A 21988-nucleotide genomic window follows, 5' to 3' on the forward strand; every position below is an offset into this window, starting at 1 on the left:
CGGAGAGTCGGCAGGCACGGTGGTAAGGGGGCCGGAGCGAGTCATGCACGCCGTCGGGACGCGCCGGCTGAGCCAGGACGAAGGTTACTGATCGACTTTGGCCGCAGCTTCCATGTAGGCAGCCCGAAAGGAGTCCAGCAGTTCGTCGTCGAACTCAGTCCTGATGTAATTGCCCTGACCGATCTCTCCAGGAACCATCGCATCCAGCCTGGCAAGCGTGGCCGGCGCCAACTGCGCGAGCACGGTGCGGTAGGGCGAGAGATAGGCGCCGTTGTCATTCCAGACCATGACCATGCCTCGGGTCTGCCCGGGTAGGCGCGGGTTCAACACCCACCTACCCTTGCCGATCGAGGTGTAAAGCTTGGCAACTCCGTCCTGCTCCAGTGCCTGCGCCCAGCGAAGCAGCCGCCGCAGCTTTGGCTGCTGTTCGGGTGGCGCAGTCTCGATCGATGCGGCGAAGTCCGCCGCGCCAGGCCGGATCTCGCCTGCGGTCGAGGGCTTGCCGGTCCCGGCAAGTTGAGCGGTGACTTGGGTACGGTCCGGCTCGACAAGTTGCGGCACAAGAATGCGCTGCCCATTGACGTCGTAGGCGGTTACGACGACGAGGTCGAGAGCGAGCCGATCGCTGGTCACCTCCTGCAGGTAGCCGACAAGTTCGATGACGTCTGCGGGAGCGGAGTCGAGCACGATCACCGCCCGCAGCCGGCCATGGGCAAGGGCATCCGCAAGGCGGCTGCGAAACCCCTGCTCATCGAAGCTGGGATCGCTCTGAGCGGCGGCATGCGCGGCATGGGCGATGGAGGCGTACCCCTGCTTGTCCAGGTAACCGTGCAGCAGGACGTTCAAACCCTCCAGGTCGAGCCGGCGCAGGTACGCCGCGTAACCGAGGACCTGGGTCAAGGCCTGCCGCCGGTCAGTATTGGCTGCGAGCTTCACCTCGATGATCACGGGCCGGCCAGTTTCGATCTCCACCCCGACCAGGTCGGCCCGTTCCCGACCACAGACGACTTCCTTGCCGATGATCGCTATCGTGGGCGCGCCCGCCAGCGGCAGCATCGCCGGTGTCTGCTCGATCAGCTCGTGCAGATCGCCCTCGCTAATGAAGCCGGTCGCAATGAGCGGGCTCCACCTGTCTTGGCGGTCTTTCGCCCAGACCCCTGACATCATCACTCCTGGTCATGCGGCGCCCTTGCCATGTCGTCAGCAGTCATCGCTGTCGCTCAACGTGGCAGCGACACTACCTGTGGATGGTGACCAAGGACCGGCTGCCTCGCTCGACCCGGTCTTCTTGTGTTGCGGGTCTGATCGCCTACACGAACGGGCCTGCGCTTCACGTGTCACATCGGCGCACGTTTGGAACACGACGCCCCGGCCTCTTGCGGTGGCCGGGGCGCTCGTGGCGCGTTGCACGGGTTGATATCGCTGGTGTCAGCTGCCACCCGATGTGGCTGGCCGCCCTGCGCGAACGTCACTCAGACGAACGCCGCTCAGCTGAAGAACGCGTCGTCGCCCGGCAGGTCTGAGTGCGCTTCGAGCAGGTCGGTAGCCTTGCCGCCGACCACGCTGAATACGATCGAACCCCGGCTGATCCGGCTCGTCCCGTTCCGGATGGCACTCATCTGGTGCACCGCTACGACGTGGCCGAGGCCGTCGCCGTAGACGTCGATGAGGTGGGCCCGGAACGTTCTGTCGGTCAGCTCCGCGAGCTTGCCGTAGTACCCCAGAACCGCGTCAACGCCCTTGTAGACGCCAGCCAGCGGCCCGTTGCCGGGCACATGCTGCACCACGTCGGCGGCGAAGATCGTTCGCAGCGTGTCCACGTCTCCGGTATTGAACGCCGCGTATCCCCTGCGGACCAGGGCCATCGCCTCATCGTCGGCTGGGGCGATGTCCGTGGCTCGGGCGTAGCGGGTGACCTCGGCGGAGTAATCCAGCATCACGCAGGCCTCGTCCCCGACCACCCAGGCGTCGTGGCCGGCAGGCAGATCGAACAGGTCGTCGGGGCCGATGTCGTACTCGGTGCCCTCGTCGAGCTTCACCCGCATCGTGCCGGCCAGGACGTAACCGAGGTGCCGGGTCTGGCAGGTGTCGGTGCCGGCTATCGGCGCGACGTCATTCGACCAGCGCCAGCCCGGCTCGAACACCCCCCTCATCAGGCTCAAGCCTCCAGCACTCGCCAGGTGCGCATAGCCGTGCGTGGCGAACGGGCGGATCTCGCCGTCCCGCTCGAGGTTGCTGATCATGACGTCCGTCATGGGTGTACCCCCCAACCGGCTTGGCCGGGTGCCGAAGTGCATCCGGCTGGCCGACAGCCTCCCACCGCGCGGATTGGCTGGCCAGAGGAGAAAAGGGGCACTCGGCGCGGGTTTCGCCGCTGCCAGTGGCCATTGTCGGCGCATTCCGCTGGCGAGCGCTGGGGGTGATGTGCACCCGCGGTCGAGACGTCCGCCCATGGTCGCCTGTGACGGATAACCGCTAGTTCGTCACCTTGATGGTTCAGGGTTTGGCTGTCAGAGCAGCCTTTAAGGCTCTAAGGGGCGGTACAGTATCCAGAAAGGAGTCCTCATGAGCGTGGTCCGCACCTACTCGCAGCCCACCGTAGACGCCGCGCGTGTCCTCGGCCTGGAGATCGCGCGAGCCCGACGCGCGAGGCGGTGGACCATCAACGAGCTCGCCGAGCGCGCCGGCGTCTCACGGATCACCGTACGGGCCGCCGAGGCGGGTACGCCGACCGTCGCGATCGGTACGGTATTCGAGCTGGCCACGATCCTCGGCATCGATCTGTTCGGTGCCAGCCCCGCCGAACTCCCAGAGCTGCTGGCACGTGGGCGGGACCGGCTGGCCCTGCTGCCGGCGCGGGTACGGCAACCGGCCACCCCCATCGACGACAACTTCTGAGCCGGCGTACCCGTGATGACCAGCATCGGTGCCGGGGCTGCCCCGGACAGCGCGTTCGTCTGGATCTGGCTGCCCGGCGCGGTCGAACCGGTCGTCGCCGGGCGGCTCGACCTGGCGGGCGAGGTCGTGCTGTTCACCTACGGACGTTCCTATCTGGCGCGCGTCGACGCCATTCCTGTCTACCTACCCGAGCTTCCGCTGCGGCCGGGCACCATCAGACCCGGCAGCGGGCTCGCGGTGGCCGGCTGCATCAGGGACGCCGGACCGGATGCCTGGGGGCAGCGGGTCATCCTCGCCCGTCACGTCGGACACCTCGATCGCGACGCCGACACCGGCGACCTCGGTGTGCTCAGCTACCTGCTCGAGTCAGGCTCGGATCGCATCGGCGCCCTGGATTTTCAGGTCAGCGCTTCCAGCTATGTCCCCCGAGAGGGCCGCGCATCGCTGGAGGAACTGCGGCGATGGAGCTTGCCCGCAGGGTCGGGCTGCAGGTGCCTCACACCGAGGTGACCAGCTGCCTCGGCCGCGACGTGCTGCTGGTCGAGCGCTTCGACCGCACCGAGATCCTGGGCCAACGGCGAATGCTCGTCTCGGCGCTGACCATGCTGGGACTGGACGAGATGATGGGCCGGTACGCCACCTACCCTGCGCTGGCCGACCTCATCCGGCAGCGCTTCACCAACCCGTCCATGACACTGCGCGAGCTGTTTACCCGCATCGTGTTCAACATCTGTGTCGGCAACACCGACGACCATGCCCGCAACCACGCCGCGTTCTGGGACGGCAGCATGCTCACCCTCACGCCTGCGTATGACCTGTGCCCGCAGTTGCGATCGGGCACCGAAGCCAACCAGGCCATGGCGATCGGCCGGGACGGGCAGCGGGCCAGCCGGCTGGCGGTGTGCCTCGACGCGGCCGAGACGTACCTGCTCAGCCGCGCCGAAGCCGGCGACATCATCGACCAGCAGGTGACGGTCATCCATGAGCAGTGGGAGGACGCCGCCGAGACGGCGCGGCTCACCGCTCAGGAGAAGAAACAGTTGTGGCGACGGCAGATTCTCAATCCTTACATCTACGCTGATGGGTAGCCGCTGTGCGGCCTGCGGCTGCCACCTCACGTATGTTCAGCGGCTGGTTAACCCAGGCCTCGGTAATCCAGCTGAACGTTGCCGGGCACGGTGTCATGATGACCGCCATGGACGCCGCCGACCTCCTCCGTGGACCGCGCGGCCGCCGGCTCTGCTATGAGGTCCTGCAGACATGGGCTGGTCGTTCGACGCCGTCGATGCCGAGCAGACCGGATGTCGACACTCGGATGGCGTTCGAGGCCGTGACCGAAGCCTGCAACTGGGCGATGTACTGGCAACCTCCCGACCGCGTCGACGCCGACCTGCGGTCCAGCGAGTGGCTCAGCCAGCTTCAGGACATCGCGGAGGCGATCGCGTCCAGCCCCGTGACGAATTGGTGGAGCAGCCCGCTCGACCTCAACGATCAGCACCTCGTCCGCTTTCTCGACGAGGACGTGCCGGAGCCGGAGCACGAACCGACGCTGACCGGCCTGCGCGCAGCCGTGGACACGCTCGACCTCGAACACTCCCGCGAGTTTCCTGATGACCCAGCCGGCGTTCGACTCGATTGGACGACCGTCAGCGGTGTGTGGTGGTCGGCGCCGATCGCGCACCCCGGGGTTTTCACCGCCCGCTCGATCGGACAGCCGCCGCTACCGGTTGGCCTGGCTTTCGTGGAGGACTCGTTCGGCTGGACCGCCGCGACATCCTGGCAGGTGTCTCCGACCCGCGATGTGAGGGTCCTCGAACTGGGCACCTCGGAGCACTGGGTGGACGTGGTTCGCCGTTACCCGTTGGAGGTCACGGTCACGACCAAGCGTGGCGACTGGTGGCGAACGACTGGCCGGGACGGCCGGTGGGCGATGCCCGCTTGGCCTTTGGTAGCCAAGGACTGGGACGCAGTCCACCTCAGCGTGGCCGGCTACCTGGCCACCGCCGGACGGGCATTGCCGGTGGACGAGGCCACCGCGACCGTCCTGGCGGGGTGGCCGCCGGACGCGACGTTTTGGCTTGCCGACCTCCTTCGAGTCGCGGCTCCGCCTACAGCGTGGCGTAGGCAGAGGAACACCAATATGTGGACCCGGTCCTGATGCAGCCGGCATAACACTGCGCCGCTTGCATGACGAGGTCGCGTCAATCCTCGCCAAGAGCCGTTGCCGGCCGCAGTGAGCGTTTTGCAACATGGCTTCGAGCGGCAGATCCTCGACCTTCAAATACACATTGGCGGCTATGAGGCTGTTCACAACGCCGCTCGGGCTGCTGGTATTGATCAGCAGTCCAAGCAGTACAGGTCGTATGCCCGGACGTTCACTCACCGCGGTTGGTGATCGTGCACCGACCTCGGCTCGGCCTCGTTTCTCTCAGCTGCAGCCGGAGGTACTACCGCACCCCTCGCAGACGAAGCAGGAACCGGCGGGCCGCATTTTCGTTCCGCAGTTCATGCAGAGCGGGGCGTCGGCCGAGGTGCCGATGATGGACTCCAGCAACTCGGTGGAGCTGTGCACCGCCGACGCCGCCTCGGGCTGGACCACGGGCTTCGTCTCGAACGTCGCAGCGGACTGGGCCAGGGTTTCCAGGTCGTCCTCGGCCGGGGCGTAGCTGCCGGTGTCCAGCTGCCGGGCCCGCTCCTCGGCGGTGTAGATGCCCAGCGCGCTGCGGGTCTCGAAGGGCAGGTAGTCCAGTGCCAGCCGGCGGAAGATGTAGTCGAGGATCGACTGCGCCATCCGGATGTCCGGGTCGTCGGTCAGGCCGGCCGGCTCGAAGCGCATGTTGGTGAACTTCGAGACGTAGGTCTCCAGCGGAACGCCGTGCTGCAGCGCGATCGAGATCGCGATCGAGAAGGCGTCCATCACGCCGGCCAGCGTCGAACCCTGCTTGCCGAGCTTGAGGAAGACCTCGCCCAGGCCGTCGTCGGGGTAGGACCCGGCGGTCAGGTACCCCTCGGCACCGCCGACGGCGAAGGACACCGTGCGCGACGGCCGTGACTTGGGCAGCCGCTTGCGTACCGGCCGGTGCTCGATCGGGTCGACAGGCGCCGCGCTCGCGGCCTTCTTGGCCTCCTTGCCGGCCGACAGCGGCTGGCCCACCTTGCAGTTGTCGCGGTAGACCGCCAGCGCCTTCAACCCCAGCTTCCAGCCCTGGAAGTACACGTCGGCGATGTCGGAGATGGAGGCCGACTCCGGCAGGTTGACCGTCTTGGAGATCGCGCCGGAGAGGAACGGCTGGGTCGCGGCCATCATCCGGACGTGGCCCATCGCCTTGATCGCCCGCGCGCCCATCGCGCAGTCGAAGACGTCGTAGTGCTCGAGCTTGAGACCGGGCGCGTCCTGCACGTGCCCGTGCTCGGCGATGAACTCCACGATCGCCTCGATCTGCTCCTGCTGGTAGCCCAGCGCCCTGAGCGCCCGCGGCACCGTCTGGTTGACGATCTGCATCGAGCCGCCACCGACCAGCTTCTTGAACTTCACCAGCGCCAGGTCCGGCTCGATGCCGGTGGTGTCGCAGTCCATCATCAGGCCGATGGTGCCGGTCGGGGCCAGCACCGAGGCCTGGGCATTGCGCCAGCCGTTGGTGGCCCCGATCTTCAGGCAGGACGCCCACTCCTCGGTCGCCCGGGCCAGCACCGCCTTGTCGGTCTCGTGGAAGTACCGCACGCTGTCGTTGGCGGCGGCATGCTTGCGCATCACCCGGGCGTGGCCCTCGGCGTTGCGGGCGAAGCCGTCGTACGGGCCGACCACGCCGGCGAGCTCCGCCGAGCGGCGGTAGGCGGTGCCGGTCATCAGCGAGGTGATCGCGGCGGCCATCGCCCGGCCGGCATCGGAGTCATAGGCCAGGCCGGAGGCCATCAGCAGCGCGCCGAGGTTGGCGTAGCCGATGCCGAGCTGGCGGTAGGCCCGGGTGTTGACGCCGATCGCCTCGGTCGGGAAGTCGGCGAAGCAGATCGAGATGTCCATCGCGGTGATGATCAGCTCGACGGCCTTGACGAACTTCGCCGAGTCGAAGGAGTTGCCGGTGCCGTCGACACCGAGGAACTTCATCAGGTTCAGCGACGCCAGGTTGCACGAGGTGTTGTCCAGGCTCATGTACTCCGAGCACGGGTTGGACGCGGTGATCCGGCCCGACTCGGGGTTGGTGTGCCAGTCGTTGATGGTGTCGTCGTACTGGATGCCCGGGTCCGCGCACTCCCAGGCCGCCTTGGCGACCTTGTGGAACAGCTGCTTGGCGTCGATGGTCTCGATGACCTCGTGGGTGGAGCGGGCCCGCAGGCCGAACTCCCGGCCCTCCTCGACCGCGCGCATGAACTCATCCGTCACCCGGACGGAGTTGTTGGCGTTCTGGTACTGCACCGAGGTGATGTCGGCGCCACCGAGATCCATGTCGAAGCCGGCGTCGCGCAGCACCCGGATCTTGTCCTCTTCGCGGGCCTTGGTCTCGACGAACTCCACGATGTCGGGGTGGTCGATGTCGAGCACCACCATCTTCGCGGCCCGCCGGGTGGCGCCACCGGACTTGATGGTGCCGGCCGAGGCGTCCGCGCCGCGCATGAAGCTGACCGGGCCGGAGGCGGTGCCGCCGGAGGACAGCAACTCCTTGGACGAGCGGATCCGCGACAGGTTCAGCCCGGCGCCGGAGCCGCCCTTGAAGATCAGGCCCTCTTCGCGGTACCAGTTCAGGATCGAGTCCATGGTGTCGTCGACCGCGAGGATGAAGCAGGCGCTGACCTGCTGCGGCGAGGTGGTGCCGACGTTGAACCAGACCGGCGAGTTGAAGCTGAACACCTGGTGCAACAGCATCCAGGTCAGCTCGTGCTCGAAGATCTCGGCATCGGCCGCCGAGCGGAAGTAGCCGTACTCCTCACCGGCGACCCGGTAGGTGTGCACCACCCGGTGGATGAGCTGCTTGAGCGACCACTCACGCTGCTCGGAGCCGACCGCGCCGCGGAAGTACTTGGTGGTGACGATGTTGGCCGCGTTGACCGACCAGAACTCGGGGAACTCCACACCGCGCTGCTCGAAGTTGACCGAGCCGTCCCGCCAGTTGGTCATGACCACGTCGCGGCGTTCCCAGTCCACCTCGTCGAAGGGGTGCAGGCCCTCGGTGGTGTAGACGCGGTCGATGACCAGGCCATTGGCCGGATACACCGGCTGGTCCTTCGCGGTGACCTTCAACGCCCGGGGGTCGCCACCGTGCTTGGAACCAGCCGGCTTGCCGGCGTTCTTCGCACTGGAGGAAGAACTGCCGCTGGACCCGCCTTCGACAACTTCGGTCATAACCCGCTGTGCCCCTTTTCCTTGGTGATCCCGTGTGGTTGCTGTGGTGATGGCTGCCGGGAGGCGGCGGCCGGCCGGGCCGGCCCGGCATCGCCGCCGGACTGCTCGGTGCGGTGCTCGGTGCGCAGCTCGCTGATCGCCTTCTCGAAGTCCTCGATGGAACTGAAGGACTGGTACACGCTGGCGAAGCGGAGGTAGGCCACCTCGTCCAGGGCCCGCAGCGGGCCGAGGATCGCAAGACCGACCTCGGGTGCGGGCACCTCGGCCGTTCCGGTGGCCCTGATGGCCTCCTCGACCGTCTGGGCCAGTTGGGCCAGCGCGTCCTCGTCGACCGGCCGGCCCTGACAGGCCCGGCGCACCCCGCTGATGACCTTCTGCCTGCTGAACGGCTCGGTCACGCCGCTGCGCTTGATGACCGCCAGGGTCGCTTCTTCCACCGTGGTGAACCGCTTGCCGCACTCCGGGCAACTGCGACGCCGCCGGATGACCTGGCCCTCGTCCTGCTCACGAGAGTCCACCACCCGGGAATCGGGGTAGCGGCAGTACGGGCAGCGCATCGATGACTCCCTCAGCTGAATCAGTTGATCTGGTGAATCTGTTAAATCAGTGTTCAGCGCGGAGGTTTCCGCCAGCGCGCATACGAGCTGCTAGAGCCGGTTATCAACAGGGAACTGTCAACAACCTGGGGACGCACCGTGGACGGCCGCTCCCTGTTGTTGATGCGCTGTGGACTGCCAAACCCCAACTTGTGGATGAAGTACACCGTTGTAACTACTACATGTAGGAACGCTAGAGCGTCGCCCGGTGTTCCGCAAGTAGCGCCACGAATGGATTTGAGACGCCCTCACAGCCTTGTCAGCAGCTGGCGGCAAGTCCTCAAGCTTTAGCCGACCTTGAGGGTTTGGCCAGGCGTAAGGGACACCGTGTCGAGGTGGTTGGACCGCCGGATCTGCTCGACCACCCGGCGTGGATCGCGTCCCGGCGCCACCTGCCCGGCGATGGACCACAGCGTGTCACCAGGCTGCACCGTGACCACGGCACCCGGAGCGACGGCTGGCCGGGGCGCCGGCGAGCCGGCCGACAGGTGGGCCGTCAGCAGCAACAGGCCACCAGCGAGCGCGACGCCGAGGGCGATCGCGATAACGCCCCGCCGGGTCAGCCGGACGGGCGGGGCTTCGAACTGCTCGGCTGCGATGCCGATGTCGGCCGGCAGTGCCGGGTACGTCGATGGAGGCGGGCAGGCGGCCGGGCGGCGACGGACCCGCCCGGTACCGCGCCGCGTTCCGTCGGGTCGGAGACGGGGGGCCGGCGGCGGGTAGCCCTCGACCGGCGGAACCAGCCGCAGCCTCGGCCGGGACGCGGGCCTGGCGGCAGGTGGCATGGCGGGCGCAGCTGGCCTGGCGGGTGCAGCTGGCACGGCGGGTGCGGCTGGCACGGTGGCGCGCGATAATTGCCGGGCGCGAACAGGAACGGACACCGCCGGGGGAAATTCGGTTGCGACTGACATGCCGTGCTCCTCACTCCAGCTGGCCGATGGCCAGCTACCCTGAATGATCGAACATTCTTTCGATCGGACCTCTGTACGGATGTCTACTACAAGCCTCCGACAGAAACCAGATTGGCGACACGCCGATTCGAACAGGTGTTTGAATCGTTACTCCTGCGGCGATACCGTCGGCACGCTCGTCCCCGGACGACACGGCAGCCGAGGGACCGCCCCGGCGACAGCAGAGAAGGCCTTCAGGCCAGCACAGACAGGGAGACTCCGGTGCCCAAGCCGATCAAGCCACCAACCAGACGAGGACCGGGACGCCCCAGGAACAGCACCATCGCCGAATTTCCCGACCACGACCGCGGAGACGGGCTGACCGCACGGCAGCGGACCATCCTGAGCGTCATCCGCAACACCGTCCAGCAGCGCGGCTTCCCGCCGAGCATGCGCGAGATCGGTGACGCCGTCGGGCTGCAGTCCACCTCCAGCGTCAGCCACCAACTCGCCGTCCTGGAGCAGAAGGGCTTCATCCGGCGGGATCCGAACAAGCCACGGGCCCTGGACGTCCGGTCTCCGGAAGACCAGGACGAGCAGATCAGCAGGCCGATGGGTTTGCACCCTGCCGACGACGACGCGCTGAACGCCAACGCGCCCGAAGCGGTGCTGGTGCCCGTGATCGGGCGGATCGCCGCCGGTGGCCCCATCCTGGCCGAGCAGGTGGTGGAGGACGTCTTCCCGTTGCCGCGAACCCTGGTCGGCGAGGGCACGCTCTACCTGTTGCGGGTCCAGGGTGACTCGATGGTGGACGCCGCCATCGCCGACGGCGACTGGGTGGTGGTCCGCCAGCAGCCCAATGCCGACAACGGCGAGATCGTGGCGGCCATGATCGACGGCGAGGCGACCGTCAAGACGTTGCAGCGCCGGGACGGCCATGCCTGGCTGCTGCCGCACAACGAGGCCTACTCACCGATCCCCGCGGACGAGGCAACCATTCTCGGCCGGGTGGTGGCGGTGCTGCGCAAGGTGTGACAGCCGGTTTTCCGGCCCCGCTGCTCGGGGCGGCGCTGACAAGCCCAGGTCAGCGCCGCTCAGGGTGGCCGCTCAGATCAGAAGATCAGATCAGTACGGCCGCTCAGGTCAGGTCGACGCGAGGCCTCAGCCGGTCTGGGTCCGCTGCTGAGGGGTCTCCTCGGCGGTGGGCGGGGTCGTCACCGTCGGGTTCACCGCAGTGGCGGCCGGGGGCGGGGTCACGACCGGCGGGGCGACCACCGGCGGGGCGACCACCGGCGAGGTGACGGCGGGCGGGGTCACGACCGGCGGGGTGAGCGCGGACGGTTGGTCGGTGCCGGGAGTGACCGTCTCAGCGGAGTCCCGGGCCGCGTCGTCCTGCCCCATGCCCTTGATCTCGGTCTTGAAGATCCGCAGCGAGCGGCCCACCGAGCGAGACATCTCCGGAAGCTTCTTGTATCCGAACAGCACCAGCACGACCAGCGCGATGATCACCCAGTGCGACGGCGATTCCCAGCCCATGATTAGTCTCCCTGTACTGCGTCGACACCAACTGCAGGCAAGCGTACGCGGTGGCGGACAGAACGCAGGTTCACCGCTCGCCGGCAGGCACCGCAGCGGCGAATTGCTCCAGCGCCGCGGCGAGGTCCGAGCGTACCCGCGCGCTGATCAGGGTGCCATCGCCGGTGTGCTCCTCCGACAGCACCTCACCGTCGGCATGAATGCGGGCAACCAGGTCACCCCGGGTGTAGGGCAGCAGCACCAGGACCGCACGGTCCGGGCGGGGCAGTCCGGCCTCGATCAGGCTCGCCAACTCGGCCATGCCGGTGCCGGTCAGGGCGGAGACGAACAGCGCGTCCGGCACCAGGCTGCGCAACCGCAACTGGGTTTCGGCGTCGGCGGCATCGGCCTTGTTGAACACGATCTGCTCCGGCACGTCGAGCGCGTCGATGTCTGACAGGACCTCGCGCACCGCCCGGATCTGGGCCTCCGGATCGTCATCGGAGGCGTCCACCACGTGCAGGATGAGGTCGGCCGAGGCCACCTCCTCGAGCGTCGAGCGGAAGGCCTCGACCAGTTGGTGCGGCAGGTGCCGGACGAACCCGACCGTGTCCGACAGCGTGTACACCCGGCCGTCGGCGGTCTCGGCTCGCCGTACCGTGGGGTCCAGGGTCGCGAACAGGGCGTTCTCCACCAGCACGCCGGCACCGGTGAGCCGGTTGAGCAACGAGGACTTGCCGGCGTTGGTGTAGCCGGCCAGCACCACCGAGGGCACCTCGTTCTGACTGCGCCGGGAGCGCTTGACGTCCCGGGCGGTCTTCATGCCCGAGATCTCCTTGCGCAGCTTCGCCATCCGGGCGGTGATCCGCCGGCGGTCGATCTCCAGCTTGGTCTCACCCGGTCCGCGGCCACCGATCCCGACGCCGTTCGCCGCCCGGCCACCGACCTGCCGGGACAGCGACTCGCCCCACCCGCGCAGCCGCGGCACCAGGTACTGCAGCTGTGCCAGCTCCACCTGTGCCTTGCCCTCGCGGGAGCGGGCGTGCTGGGCGAAGATGTCGAGGATCAGCGCGGTGCGGTCGACCACCTTGACCTTGACGACCTGCTCCAACTGCCGCAGCTGGCCCGGGGTCAGTTCACCGTCGCAGATGACGGTGTCGGCACCGGTGCCCGCGACGATGTCGCGCAGCTCCTTGGCCTTGCCGGAGCCGATGTAGGTTGCCGGGTCCGGCCGGTCCCGGCGCTGCACCAGGCCGTCGAGCACCTCTGAGCCGGCGGTCTCGGCCAACCTGGCGAGCTCGTGCATCGAGTTCTCGGCCTCGGTCAGGGTGCCGGTGGTCCAGACACCGACCAGTACCACCCGTTCCAGGCGCAGCTGGCGGTACTCGACCTCGGTGATGTCGGTGAGCTCGGTGGACAACCCCGCGATCCGGCGCAGGGCCGCGCGATCGGAAAGGTCGTACTCGCCGAGGGTGTAGTCCGGCTCGTCCGGGTTCCCGGTGCCCGTATCGGCATCGGTGTCGTCGGCGTAGGTGTCGGCATAGTCGAGCTGGATGGACCCGTCAAGCTCGGCCTGAGGTCCGGCGTGGCCGGCCGGCTCGACCGATTCGGCAGTGGCTTCATTTCGTCGGTAAGCAGTCATTACCTCCATGGTGACAGCCCGACGCGCCGGATTGCGACAGAATTTCGCCCAGAGCGGCGTCAACGGTGTGCCGCGAGCCACTCCGATGACAGCTCGACACTGGCGACCAGGACCGCTGGACCGCAGAGCACCATGCTGCCGGCGGCATTCCACCAGACCCGGCACTCACCGCCCGGCACCTCCACCGTCCACGGCTGCGAGTCGGTCCCCGAACCGTTCGCCTGATCAGTCCATGGCCCGGCCACCGCCGCGACGACGGCGCAGATCCCGGTGCCGCACGAGCGGGTTTCGCCGGAGCCGCGCTCGTGGACCCGCATCCGCAGCCGGTCGGGCCCGGTGCGCACCACGAACTCGACGTTCTGGCCCTCCGGCAGTCCTGGCTGGACCCGCGGCGGCTCGGTCAGCCGCAGCGCCGCCAGATCCGCCACCGAGGCCAACTCGACCACCACGTGCGGGTTGGGCAGGTCCAGGGCCACCGCGTCGAACTCACCGGCGAGGCCCGCGGCAGTGACCCGCGGCCGCTCGGGGCGCACGGTCGCCGGCCCGAGTTCGGCGCTGATGTGCTCGCCGTCGAAGCTGAGCACCTTGGGGCCGCCCCGGGTGGCGACCGTGAGACTGGCGCCGCCCTCGGCCAGCCCCACCTGGTGCAGGTACCGCCCGAACACCCGCAGGCCGTTGCCGCACATCTCCGCGATCGAGCCGTCGGCGTTGTGATAGTCCATGAAGTACTCGGCGACCCCGGCCTGGGCCTGGACGTCCGGCTCGGTGGCCAGCGCCGTCCTGGTCACCCGCAACACCCCGTCGGCGCCGATGCCCGCCCGCCGGTCGCACAGCGCCCGCACCAGCGACGGCGACATCGAGACCACCGCGTCGAGATCGGGCAGCACCACGAAATCGTTCTCGGTGCCATGGCCCTTCATCACCGGCAGCGTGCGGCTCACCTGCCGAGCGTAGCGGGCAGCAGCGCGAGCGAGGCGTCCAGAACGTTCGGGGCCGCCGCATCCAGCCAGTGCAGCCTCGGGTCGCGGCGGAACCAGGACCGCTGCCGGCGCACGAACCGCCAGGTCGCCCGAACGGTCTGCTCGACAGCTTCCTCGAGATCCCCGCGCAGCTCGCCGTGGTCATCGAGCACCGCCAGCAACTGCTGGTAGCCCAGCGCCTTGCCCGCGGTAGGGCTGTTGCGCAACCCGAGCGGCAGCAGCCGGCGCACCTCCTCCAGCAGGCCGCCGGCCATCATCTCCTCCACTCGCAGCCGTACCCGGTCCTCCAGGCCCGGGTGTTCCAACGCGATCTGAACCGCCGGGTAGATCGACTCGAAGGCCGGCATCCGGGCGGTGAAGAGGCCGCCGGTGAGTTCGATGACCTCCAGTGCCCGCACGATCCGGCGGCCGTTGGACGGCAGGATCGCCACCGCGGCCGCCGGGTCCAGCCTCGCCAGCCGGGCGTGCAGGAGCGCCGGACCGACCTCGGCGAGTTCGGCGGTCAGCCGGTTCCTGATCCGCGGCGACTCCCCCGGGAACTCCAGGCGGTCCAGGGTGGCCCGGACGTAGAGCCCGGAGCCGCCGACCAGCACCGGGACCCGGCCGCGGCCGGCGATGTCGGCGATCGCGGCCCGGGCCAGCCGCTGGTACTCGGCAACGGCCGCGGACTTGGTCAGCGGCCAGACGTCGAGCAGGTGGTGGGTGATGCCGCCGCGCTCGGCGACCGTCAGCTTGGCGGTGCCGATGTCCATCCCGCGGTAGAGCTGCATGGAGTCGGCATTGATGACCTCACCACCGATTCGCCGGGCCAGCGCCACGGCGAGATCCGATTTGCCGGTCGCCGTCGGGCCGACGATCGCCACCACCGGGGGCCCGGGCCGGGGTGCGTCGGTGTCAGTCACGTTGCAAGAGGCTAACCGGCTGCACCGAAGGCATCCCCGGTCGTGTCTAATGCTCGATATGAGTTCGGAATGGGGACGTATCGACGAGGCTGGCACGGTGTTCGTCAGGACCGCCGACGGGGAACGGGAGGTTGGCTCCTGGCAGGCTGGTGACGCCGAGGCCGGCATGGCCTTCTACGTCCGCAGGTTCGAGGACCTGCAGACCGAGATCAACCTGCTGGCCAAGCGCCTGGAGTCGGGCGCGGGCGATCCCAAGGCCACCAAGTCCCAGGCCATGACCCTGCACGCCTCGCTGCCGACGGCCCAGGCGGTCGGCGACCTCGCCGCGCTCGATGCTCAGCTGATCGCCTTGATCACCGCGGCCGACGCCAAGATGGGTGAGCTGGCCGAGGCCCGCGACGCCGCCCGAGCCGAGGCGATCGCCAAGAAGGAGGCGCTGGCCGTCGAGGCGGAGACGATCGCGCAGACCTCCACCCAGTGGAAGGCCGCCGGTGACCGGCTGCGGACCATCGTCGAGGAATGGAAGCTGATCAAGGGCATCGACCGCAAGACCGATGACGCCCTGTGGAAGCGGTTCGCCGCCGCGCGGGACGCCTTCGGCAAGCGCCGCGGCAGCCACTTCGCCACCCTCGACACCGAGCGCGACGCCGCCAAGGCGGCCAAGGAGAAGCTGGTCGACCAGGCCGAGAAGCTGTCCACCTCGGAGGACTGGCGCGAGACCTCGGCGGCCTTGAAAGAGCTGATGAACGAGTGGAAGGCCGCGCCGCGCACCAACCGCAGCACCGAGGACGCTTTGTGGAAGCGGTTTCGGGCAGCGCAGGACGTCTTCTTCGAACGGCGCTCGGCAGTCTTCGCCGAACGGGACGCCGAGCAGAGCCAGAACCTGAAGGAGAAGGAAGCGATCATCGCCGAGGCGGCCGCGCTGGATCTGAGCAATCCGCGGCAGGCCCAGGTGGCGCTGCGTGACCTGCAGGAGAAGCTCGAAGCTCTCGGCCACGTTCCGCGCGATGCCATGCAGCGGGTCGAGGCGCGGATGCGGGCCGCCGAACAGCGGGTCCGGGAGGCCCTCGACGCGGAGTGGAAGCGTGGCGCGACCGAGTCCAATCCGTTCCTGGCGCAGCTGAAGGAACGGCTGAGCGAGGCGGAGGCCAAGCTCGCCAGGGCCCAGTCATCCGGGGACCCGCAGCGGATCGCCAAGGCCGAGGCCGAGGTGGCCCGGCGCAGGGCGCTGCTGCCGGACTAGGCGCTGCTGCCGGACTAGGGCACGCTCAGGCCGGTCGGCGGCCGATGCTGAGCAACGGCCGGGGCGCCGGTGCGGCGGGTGCTGCTTGTCCGGACGCACCTCGCCATGGCCGGTGCGCGGAGATGCCGCCGTCGGCCACCAGGTGGTGCGGAGCCGCATACGTGACCCTGGCACTGACCACATCGCCGGCCGCCACCGGCAGATCCCCGGCAGCGACATGCACCAGCCGGCCGTCGCGGGCCCGGCCGGACATCCGCAGGTTGGCGGCGTCCTTCTTGCCCTGACCCGAGCTCACCAGAACGTCGACCTCGGTGCCGATCAGCTGCTTGTTCTGCTGCCAGCTGATCTCCTCCTGCAGTTCGATCAGCCGGTCATAGCGCTGCTGCACCACGGCCTTCGGGATCTGGTTCGCCATGGTCGCCGCCGGGGTGCCGGGCCTCGGCGAGTACTGGAAGGTGAAGGCGCTGGCGAACCGGGCCCGCCGGACGGCCTCCAGGGTCTGGTCGAAGTCGGCTTCGGTCTCGCCCGGAAAGCCGACGATGATGTCGGTGGTGATGGCAGCGTGCGGCATCGCGGCGCGGACCCGGTCGATGATGTCGAGATAGCGCGCCTGCCGGTAGGAGCGCCGCATGCTGCGCAGCACGGCGTCGGAGCCGGACTGCATCGGCATGTGCAGCTGCGGGCAGACATTGGGGGTCTCGGCCATCGCGGCGATCACGTCGTCGGTGAAGTCACGGGGATGCGGGCTGGTGAACCGGACCCGGTCCAGGCCCTCGATGCGCCCGCAGGCACGCAACAACTTGCCGAAGGCCAGGGCGTCACCGAACGAGCGACCGTAGGAGTTGACGTTCTGGCCCAGCAAGGTGATCTCGGTGACCCCCTCGGCGACCAGGGCCTCGATCTCGGCCAGCACGCCACCGGGGCGCCGGTCGGTCTCCTTGCCGCGCAGGCTCGGCACGATGCAGAACGTGCAACTGTTGTCACAGCCGACCGAGATCGACACCCACGCCGAGAATGCCGAATCCCGCCTGCTGGGCAGGTCGGAGGGAAAGTTCGCCAACGCATCCAGGATCTCGACCTGGGCCTCGCCGTTGTGCCGGGCCCGCTCCAGCAACACCGGCAGGCTGGCGAGGTTGTGGGTGCCGAAGACCACATCGACCCAGGGCGCCTTCTGCAGGACGGCGGACTGGTCCTTCTGTGCCAGGCAGCCGCCGACGGCTATCTGCATGCCCGGACGGGCGGTCTTCACCGGAGCAAGCTGACTGAGGTTTCCGTAGAGCCGGTTGTCGGCGTTCTCGCGCACCGCGCAGGTGTTGAACACCACCAGATCGGCCTCGCGGCCGGTCTGATCCGCTGCCCGGCGGTAGCCGGCCTGCTCCAGGAGCCCGGCGAGCCGTTCGGAGTCGTGCACGTTCATCTGGCAGCCGTAGGTGCGAATGGCATACGTGCGGGTGCCGCCGTGATCGGCGCTGGACTCGGTACCCGGGGCGGCGTTCATATCGGCTCAAGAGTACGAGGCCACGCCAGCCACCGTGACCAGGCGGTTGGCTACTCTTGCTCATGGTCGCGACCTCGACGCCGGACGCACCGTCCGGCCACACCGAAACGGCCCCGGTCCTGCTGCGGCCGATGACGGCCGACGACCTGCCGCTGATGAGCCGGTGGCTCGGCGCCGCTCACGTGCACCGGTGGTGGCACGATTCCTCCGAGCCGGCCGCGGTCAGCGCTGAGTACCTGCCGTGCATCCAGGGAACCGAACCGTCGCACCCCCTGATCGCCGAACTGCCGAGCGGGCCGGTTGCCTTCCTCCAGTGGTACCGGTGGGCCGACTACCCCGACTACGGCCGCAAGGTCGGCGCGCATCCGGACGAGGCAGGCTTCGACTACTTGATCGGCGAGGAGACCCACTGCGGTCAGGGCCTGGGAACGCGGCTGATCGCCGCGCTGATCCGCCTCATCCGCGAGCAGGATCCCAGCGTCGGCGGCTTCGTGATCGACCCCGAGCAGGCCAACACCGCGTCCCGGCGGGTGCTGGAGAAGAACGGGTTGAGCCTGGTGGCCGTGAAACAGATCGATGATCCCGACGGGCCTCCGGTGGGCCCGTCGGCGATCTACCGCCGCCGGTTCACGGCGGTGCGGCCGTCCGGCTCAGTGGGCGACCTCGGTGGCCCGTGATTCCCGCACGACCGTCACCCGGATCTGGCCGGGGTAGGTCAGCTCGTCCTCGATCTGCTTGGCCACCTCACGGGCGATCACGCCGGCGGCCAGGTCATCGACCTGCTCGGGCAGCACCATCACCCGAACTTCGCGGCCGGATTGCATGGCAAAGACCCGCTCGACCCCGGGTCGCGCGGTAGCGATCTGCTCGATCCGCTCCAGCCGCTTGACGTAGACCTCCAGCGACTCGCGGCGGGCACCGGGGCGGGCCGCCGAGCAGGCGTCGGCAGCCTGGGTCAGCACGGCTTCCACGGTCCGGGGTTGGACCTCGTTGTGATGGGCCTCGACGGCGTGCGCGACGGCCTCGCTCTCGCCGTACCTGCGCAGCAGATCGGCGCCGATGATCGCGTGACTGCCTTCGACCTCGTGGGTCAGGGCCTTGCCGATGTCGTGCAGGAAGGCCGCCCGCTTGATCACACTGGGCTCCAGACCCAGCTCGCTGGCCATGATCCCCGCGATGTGCGCCGTCTCGGTGAGGTGTCCGAGCACGTTCTGGCCGTAGCTGGTCCGGTACTTCAACCGTCCCAAGGTCGGGATCAGCCGCTCGTCCAGGTCGGTGATGCCGATCCCGGCGAGGGAATCGCGGGCGGCCCGCAGGCACAGCTCGTCCACCTCGACCTTGGCGGTCTCGTAGATCTCCTCGATCCGGTGCGGGTGAATCCGGCCGTCCAGCACCAGCTTCTCCAGGGTGATCCGGGCGATCTCCCGGCGAACCGGATCGAAGCAGGACAGCAGCACGGCCTCGGGGGTGTCGTCGATGATCACATTGACCCCGGTGACCGATTCGAAGGCACGGATGTTGCGGCCCTCGCGTCCGATGATCCGCCCCTTCATCTCGTCACTGGGCAGGTGCAACACGCTGACCACGGTCTCGGTGGTCTGCTCGCTGGCGATCCGCTGGACCGCGTCGACCACGATGGCCCGGGCCCGGTCGGTCGCCTCGGCACGGGCTTCGGTCTCGATCGTGCGCACCAGGGCGGCCGCGTCCCGGCGAGCGGTCGCCTCGACCGAATTGAGCAACTCGACCTTGGCCTCTTCGGTGGTGAGGGCGGCCACCCGCTCCAGGGCTGCGATGTGTTCGTGTTCCTGCCGGACCGTCGCCGCGGTCAGTTCCGAGCGCAGCTCCTCCAGAGCGGCGCCCTCGGCATCCAGTTCCGCCCGGTGGGCCTGGAGCTCGCGCGCCTGCGTATCGAGCTCGGATTCACGGTGGTCCAGGGCCTGGGTGCGTGCCGTCAACTGCTCTTCCCGAGTCGCCAGGGCCGCGAGCCGGGACTCCGACTCACGCTCAGCTGTGCGCCGGGCATCGGCGAGCAGGTCTTCGGCGGCCTTGTCGGCCCGTACCTTCGCAGCCTCGGCACTGGCGCGTGCCGCCGCCACCTCGGTCTGGACGGCCCTGCGCAGCGATTCGATCTCGACCTCGGCGGCCCGCCGGGCTGCGTCAGCCTCCTTCATCCCCCGTTGCCGGACTGCTTCGGCTTCGATCTCGGCTTCGGCAACCCGGTCATGACCGTCGACCGGACGCTGGGTGACACCGCCGGCCGCGGAGCGGCCCGCGTACAGCGACAGGAATCGTAGGCCGAGGATCAGAATCAACACGAATATGGCGGCAATAGCCACGAACTCAATCACTAACGTCCCCCTCTCGCGGAGGCGACGCGTCAGTCAAGACTCGTCGCGACAGCACTGCCAGGAGGCGGAGCCGTGGGCCGAAGCCCCAAGCGAACACAGAGTGGAGGCGCCTCCGCAGATGCTAGCGGCGGCGGTCGCAATCTCCTTCGGTCCTCGGCGTGGCGACGGTCAACGGGCAAACATGACGCGGGTGTATGTCAGTGCGCTGCGCTTGCGTGCAACACATCCATTCTCCTGATCTTGTGAGGCTATGAACGAAGAGGCACAGGGTCAAGCCAGCCATGCGGTGTCATCGGGCGCAGTGTCCTCATCACACGCGCCAACGGCATCCCTGACCACCTGAAATGCCATGGACGGTGGATAGCCCTTGCGCGCCAGCATCGCCACCAAACGTCGTGTTTTGACCTCTGGTGCCAGCCGGGTCATCGATCGGAGCTTGCGCACCACCAGCTGCCGAGCCACCTCGGCATCGGCCTCGGCCGCGCTCCCTTGGACGGCGGCTGTGATCACCGCGTCGTCAACGCCCTTGTCCCGGAGTTCGCGGCTGATCTGCCGCACCGCCAGGCCGCGCTCACGTTGCCGGGACAAGACATAGCCGGCGGCGAAGGCACCGTCATCCACGAGTCCGACATCAGCCAGCCGATCCAGCACCGTCGTCGAGGCCGACTCGGGAACCCCACGGGCTGCGAGCGCGTCACGGAGTTCGACTCGGGTTCGGGCACGTACCGTCAGCAGGCGCAGACAGATCGTCCGAGCCACCTCCTGAGGGTCTGCCTCAGGGTCGGCACGCCGATCATCGAACTCGGAAGGTTCGGCAGGCGGAGCGCATGCGCCGCCACCCGCCGAACGTACCCGGGCCACTGACGCTAGAAGTCGACCGGAGCCGGCAGCGGCGCCTCCTCAGTCACCTGGGCGCCCACCCCCAGCTTTTCCTTGATCTTCTTCTCGATCTCTTCCGCGAGGTCGGGGTTGTCGCGCAAGAAGTTGCGCGAATTCTCCTTACCCTGGCCCAGCTGATCGCCTTCGTAGGTGTACCAGGCGCCGGACTTGCGTACGACCCCCTGCTCGACGCCAACGTCGATCAACGAGCCCTCACGGCTGATGCCCTGGCCGTAGACGATGTCGAACTCTGCCTGCTTGAAGGGCGGGGCCACCTTGTTCTTGACAACCTTGACCCGGGTCCGGTTACCGACCGCCTCGCCACCGTCCTTGAGGGTCTCGATGCGGCGAACGTCCATGCGCACGGACGCGTAGAACTTCAGCGCCTTGCCACCGGTGGTTGTCTCGGGCGAGCCGAACATGACTCCGATCTTCTCGCGCAGCTGGTTGATGAAGATCGCGGTCGTGCCGGAGTTGCTGAGCGCACCGGTGATCTTGCGCAACGCCTGACTCATCAGCCTGGCCTGCAGGCCGACGTGGCTGTCACCCATCTCGCCCTCGATCTCGGCGCGGGGCACCAGGGCGGCCACGGAGTCGATGACGATGAGGTCGAGGGCGCCGGAGCGGATCAGCATGTCCGCGATCTCCAGCGCCTGCTCACCGGTGTCGGGCTGGCTGATCAGCAGAGCGTCGGTGTCGACGCCGATGGCCCGGGCGTAGTCGGGGTCGAGCGCGTGCTCGGCGTCGATGAACGCGGCGATGCCGCCGGTGGCCTGCGCGTTGGCCACCGCGTGCAGCGCCACCGTCGTCTTACCGGAGGCCTCGGGGCCGTAGACCTCGACGACCCGGCCGCGCGGCAGACCGCCGACGCCGAGGGCCACGTCGAGGGCGATGGAACCGGTGGGGATGACGGCCATCTGCGTGACCGGCCGCTCACCGAGGCGCATCACCGAGCCCTTGCCGAATTGTTTGTCGATCTGCGCGAGCGCAAGGTCCAACGCCTTGTCCCGATCAGGTCCTGCCACCATGTCCGCCACCCCTGTAGTCGACTTCCCAGGCGTCTTTGCTGAAGAGCTTCTGTTCACGCGGGTCACGCTAGGCCCTGGGTCCGACAGAAAACAGCCGGGCCGGCTCGGAGCTGTGGATGACCACGCCGCTGTGGACAATAGCCGAACACCTGTACGACGAACGAGCGACACGCCAGAACAGGCGTACGAAACGCGTCAGCGCAGCTTGGCGGGCACGCGATCGGGGTAAAC

General features: G+C 68.3%; 18 protein-coding genes and 1 pseudogene. 6 read left to right on the top strand and 13 right to left on the bottom strand.

All coding sequences use genetic code 11. The annotated features are described in order from the left end of the window. Positions 1–84: 84 nt before the first annotated feature. Entirely contained in the window at positions 85–1164 is a 1080-nt protein-coding gene (locus VF542_RS01470) for a hypothetical protein (RefSeq protein WP_408649930.1), read from the bottom strand. Between the two features lie 323 nt (positions 1165–1487). Next, positions 1488–2255: a nuclear transport factor 2 family protein gene (locus VF542_RS01475; RefSeq protein ID WP_408649931.1), complete on the bottom strand. Its 768-nt coding sequence runs from the start codon at positions 2253–2255 to the stop codon at positions 1488–1490. A gap of 310 nt (positions 2256–2565) precedes the next feature. Here VF542_RS01475 and VF542_RS01480 point away from each other — a divergent pair, with 310 nt between their 5' ends. The 3 genes and pseudogenes from VF542_RS01480 to VF542_RS01490 all read left to right on the top strand — a co-directional run bounded on the left by VF542_RS01480 (position 2566) and on the right by VF542_RS01490 (position 5056). Further along, entirely contained in the window at positions 2566–2898 is a 333-nt protein-coding gene (locus tag VF542_RS01480) for a helix-turn-helix transcriptional regulator (RefSeq protein WP_408649932.1), read from the top strand. A gap of 15 nt (positions 2899–2913) precedes the next feature. Continuing rightward, positions 2914–3986: pseudogene (locus VF542_RS01485) on the top strand (type II toxin-antitoxin system HipA family toxin). Between the two features lie 5 nt (positions 3987–3991). After that, a complete protein-coding gene (locus VF542_RS01490) occupies positions 3992–5056 on the top strand; it encodes a hypothetical protein (protein ID WP_408649933.1) in 1065 nt (354 codons plus the stop codon). Between the two features lie 270 nt (positions 5057–5326). On the opposite strand, the gene VF542_RS01495 is transcribed toward VF542_RS01490, so the two are convergent. The 3 genes from VF542_RS01495 to VF542_RS01505 all read right to left on the bottom strand — a co-directional run bounded on the left by VF542_RS01495 (position 5327) and on the right by VF542_RS01505 (position 9617). Further along, entirely contained in the window at positions 5327–8236 is a 2910-nt protein-coding gene (locus VF542_RS01495; protein ID WP_408649934.1) for a vitamin B12-dependent ribonucleotide reductase, read from the bottom strand. Next, complete coding sequence (gene nrdR / locus VF542_RS01500) at positions 8233–8793, bottom strand: transcriptional regulator NrdR (protein ID WP_408649935.1); 561 nt, start codon at positions 8791–8793, stop codon at positions 8233–8235. Before nrdR ends, VF542_RS01495 begins: the two co-directional genes overlap by 4 nt. 326 nt (positions 8794–9119) lie before the next feature. Next, the gene (locus VF542_RS01505; RefSeq protein WP_408649936.1) at positions 9120–9617 is read right to left on the bottom strand and encodes a LysM peptidoglycan-binding domain-containing protein; all 498 of its coding nucleotides are present in this window, start codon (positions 9615–9617) and stop codon (positions 9120–9122) included. A 387-nt stretch (positions 9618–10004) separates the two neighbouring features. On the opposite strand from VF542_RS01505, the gene lexA reads away from it, so the two are divergent. Beyond that, the gene (lexA, locus tag VF542_RS01510) at positions 10005–10757 is read left to right on the top strand and encodes a transcriptional repressor LexA (RefSeq protein ID WP_408649937.1); all 753 of its coding nucleotides are present in this window, start codon (positions 10005–10007) and stop codon (positions 10755–10757) included. Between the two features lie 126 nt (positions 10758–10883). Here lexA and tatA read toward each other — a convergent pair whose 3' ends face one another. From tatA to miaA, 4 genes are all read right to left on the bottom strand, one after another. Next, complete coding sequence (gene tatA, locus VF542_RS01515) at positions 10884–11258, bottom strand: Sec-independent protein translocase subunit TatA (protein ID WP_408649938.1); 375 nt, start codon at positions 11256–11258, stop codon at positions 10884–10886. A gap of 70 nt (positions 11259–11328) precedes the next feature. Then, positions 11329–12879, bottom strand: coding sequence for a GTPase HflX (gene hflX, locus VF542_RS01520; RefSeq protein ID WP_408649939.1), 1551 nt, complete (start codon positions 12877–12879; stop codon positions 11329–11331). Between the two features lie 59 nt (positions 12880–12938). Continuing rightward, positions 12939–13820, bottom strand: coding sequence for a diaminopimelate epimerase (dapF, locus tag VF542_RS01525; protein ID WP_408649940.1), 882 nt, complete (start codon positions 13818–13820; stop codon positions 12939–12941). Further along, the gene (miaA, locus tag VF542_RS01530) at positions 13817–14761 is read right to left on the bottom strand and encodes a tRNA (adenosine(37)-N6)-dimethylallyltransferase MiaA (protein WP_408649941.1); all 945 of its coding nucleotides are present in this window, start codon (positions 14759–14761) and stop codon (positions 13817–13819) included. Before miaA ends, dapF begins: the two co-directional genes overlap by 4 nt. Before the next feature lie 58 nt (positions 14762–14819). Between miaA and VF542_RS01535 the strand changes: the two genes are divergently transcribed. Then, positions 14820–16004: a DUF349 domain-containing protein gene (locus VF542_RS01535; protein WP_408649942.1), complete on the top strand. Its 1185-nt coding sequence runs from the start codon at positions 14820–14822 to the stop codon at positions 16002–16004. Between the two features lie 25 nt (positions 16005–16029). Here the strand turns inward: VF542_RS01535 and miaB are convergent, their stop codons facing one another. Then, the gene (gene miaB / locus VF542_RS01540) at positions 16030–17502 is read right to left on the bottom strand and encodes a tRNA (N6-isopentenyl adenosine(37)-C2)-methylthiotransferase MiaB (RefSeq protein WP_408649943.1); all 1473 of its coding nucleotides are present in this window, start codon (positions 17500–17502) and stop codon (positions 16030–16032) included. A gap of 62 nt (positions 17503–17564) precedes the next feature. Here miaB and VF542_RS01545 point away from each other — a divergent pair, with 62 nt between their 5' ends. Next, positions 17565–18179 (top strand): GNAT family N-acetyltransferase, encoded by a 615-nt coding sequence (locus VF542_RS01545; protein WP_408649944.1) that lies wholly within the window; start codon positions 17565–17567, stop codon positions 18177–18179. Here VF542_RS01545 and rny read toward each other — a convergent pair. The 3 genes from rny to recA form a co-directional block, all read right to left on the bottom strand. Then, on the bottom strand, positions 18153–19817 hold the full coding sequence (gene rny / locus VF542_RS01550; protein WP_408649945.1) for a ribonuclease Y: 1665 nt from the start codon (positions 19815–19817) through the stop codon (positions 18153–18155). The two genes, VF542_RS01545 and rny, sit on opposite strands and share 27 nt — an antisense overlap. A 303-nt stretch (positions 19818–20120) precedes the next feature. Next, positions 20121–20609, bottom strand: a complete 489-nt coding sequence (locus VF542_RS01555; RefSeq protein WP_408649946.1) for a regulatory protein RecX — start codon at positions 20607–20609, stop codon at positions 20121–20123. Between the two features lie 107 nt (positions 20610–20716). Then, the gene (gene recA / locus VF542_RS01560; protein ID WP_408649949.1) at positions 20717–21757 is read right to left on the bottom strand and encodes a recombinase RecA; all 1041 of its coding nucleotides are present in this window, start codon (positions 21755–21757) and stop codon (positions 20717–20719) included. Positions 21758–21988 lie beyond the last annotated feature (231 nt).

This window comes from Jatrophihabitans sp., from assembly GCF_036389215.1.
Taxonomy (GTDB): domain Bacteria; phylum Actinomycetota; class Actinomycetes; order Mycobacteriales; family Jatrophihabitantaceae; genus Jatrophihabitans_A.

Coding starts and splice junctions, on each gene's coding strand:
- VF542_RS01470 (WP_408649930.1), bottom strand. CDS start 1,164: ATGTCAGGGGTCTGGGCGAAAGACCGCCAAGACAGGTGGAGCCCGCTC.
- VF542_RS01475 (WP_408649931.1), bottom strand. CDS start 2,255: ATGACGGACGTCATGATCAGCAACCTCGAGCGGGACGGCGAGATCCGC.
- VF542_RS01480 (WP_408649932.1), top strand. CDS start 2,566: ATGAGCGTGGTCCGCACCTACTCGCAGCCCACCGTAGACGCCGCGCGT.
- VF542_RS01495 (WP_408649934.1), bottom strand. CDS start 8,236: ATGACCGAAGTTGTCGAAGGCGGGTCCAGCGGCAGTTCTTCCTCCAGT.
- nrdR (WP_408649935.1), bottom strand. CDS start 8,793: ATGCGCTGCCCGTACTGCCGCTACCCCGATTCCCGGGTGGTGGACTCT.
- VF542_RS01505 (WP_408649936.1), bottom strand. CDS start 9,617: ATGCCACCTGCCGCCAGGCCCGCGTCCCGGCCGAGGCTGCGGCTGGTT.
- tatA (WP_408649938.1), bottom strand. CDS start 11,258: ATGGGCTGGGAATCGCCGTCGCACTGGGTGATCATCGCGCTGGTCGTG.
- hflX (WP_408649939.1), bottom strand. CDS start 12,879: ATGACTGCTTACCGACGAAATGAAGCCACTGCCGAATCGGTCGAGCCG.
- VF542_RS01535 (WP_408649942.1), top strand. CDS start 14,820: ATGAGTTCGGAATGGGGACGTATCGACGAGGCTGGCACGGTGTTCGTC.
- miaB (WP_408649943.1), bottom strand. CDS start 17,502: ATGAACGCCGCCCCGGGTACCGAGTCCAGCGCCGATCACGGCGGCACC.
- VF542_RS01545 (WP_408649944.1), top strand. CDS start 17,565: ATGGTCGCGACCTCGACGCCGGACGCACCGTCCGGCCACACCGAAACG.
- recA (WP_408649949.1), bottom strand. CDS start 21,757: ATGGTGGCAGGACCTGATCGGGACAAGGCGTTGGACCTTGCGCTCGCG.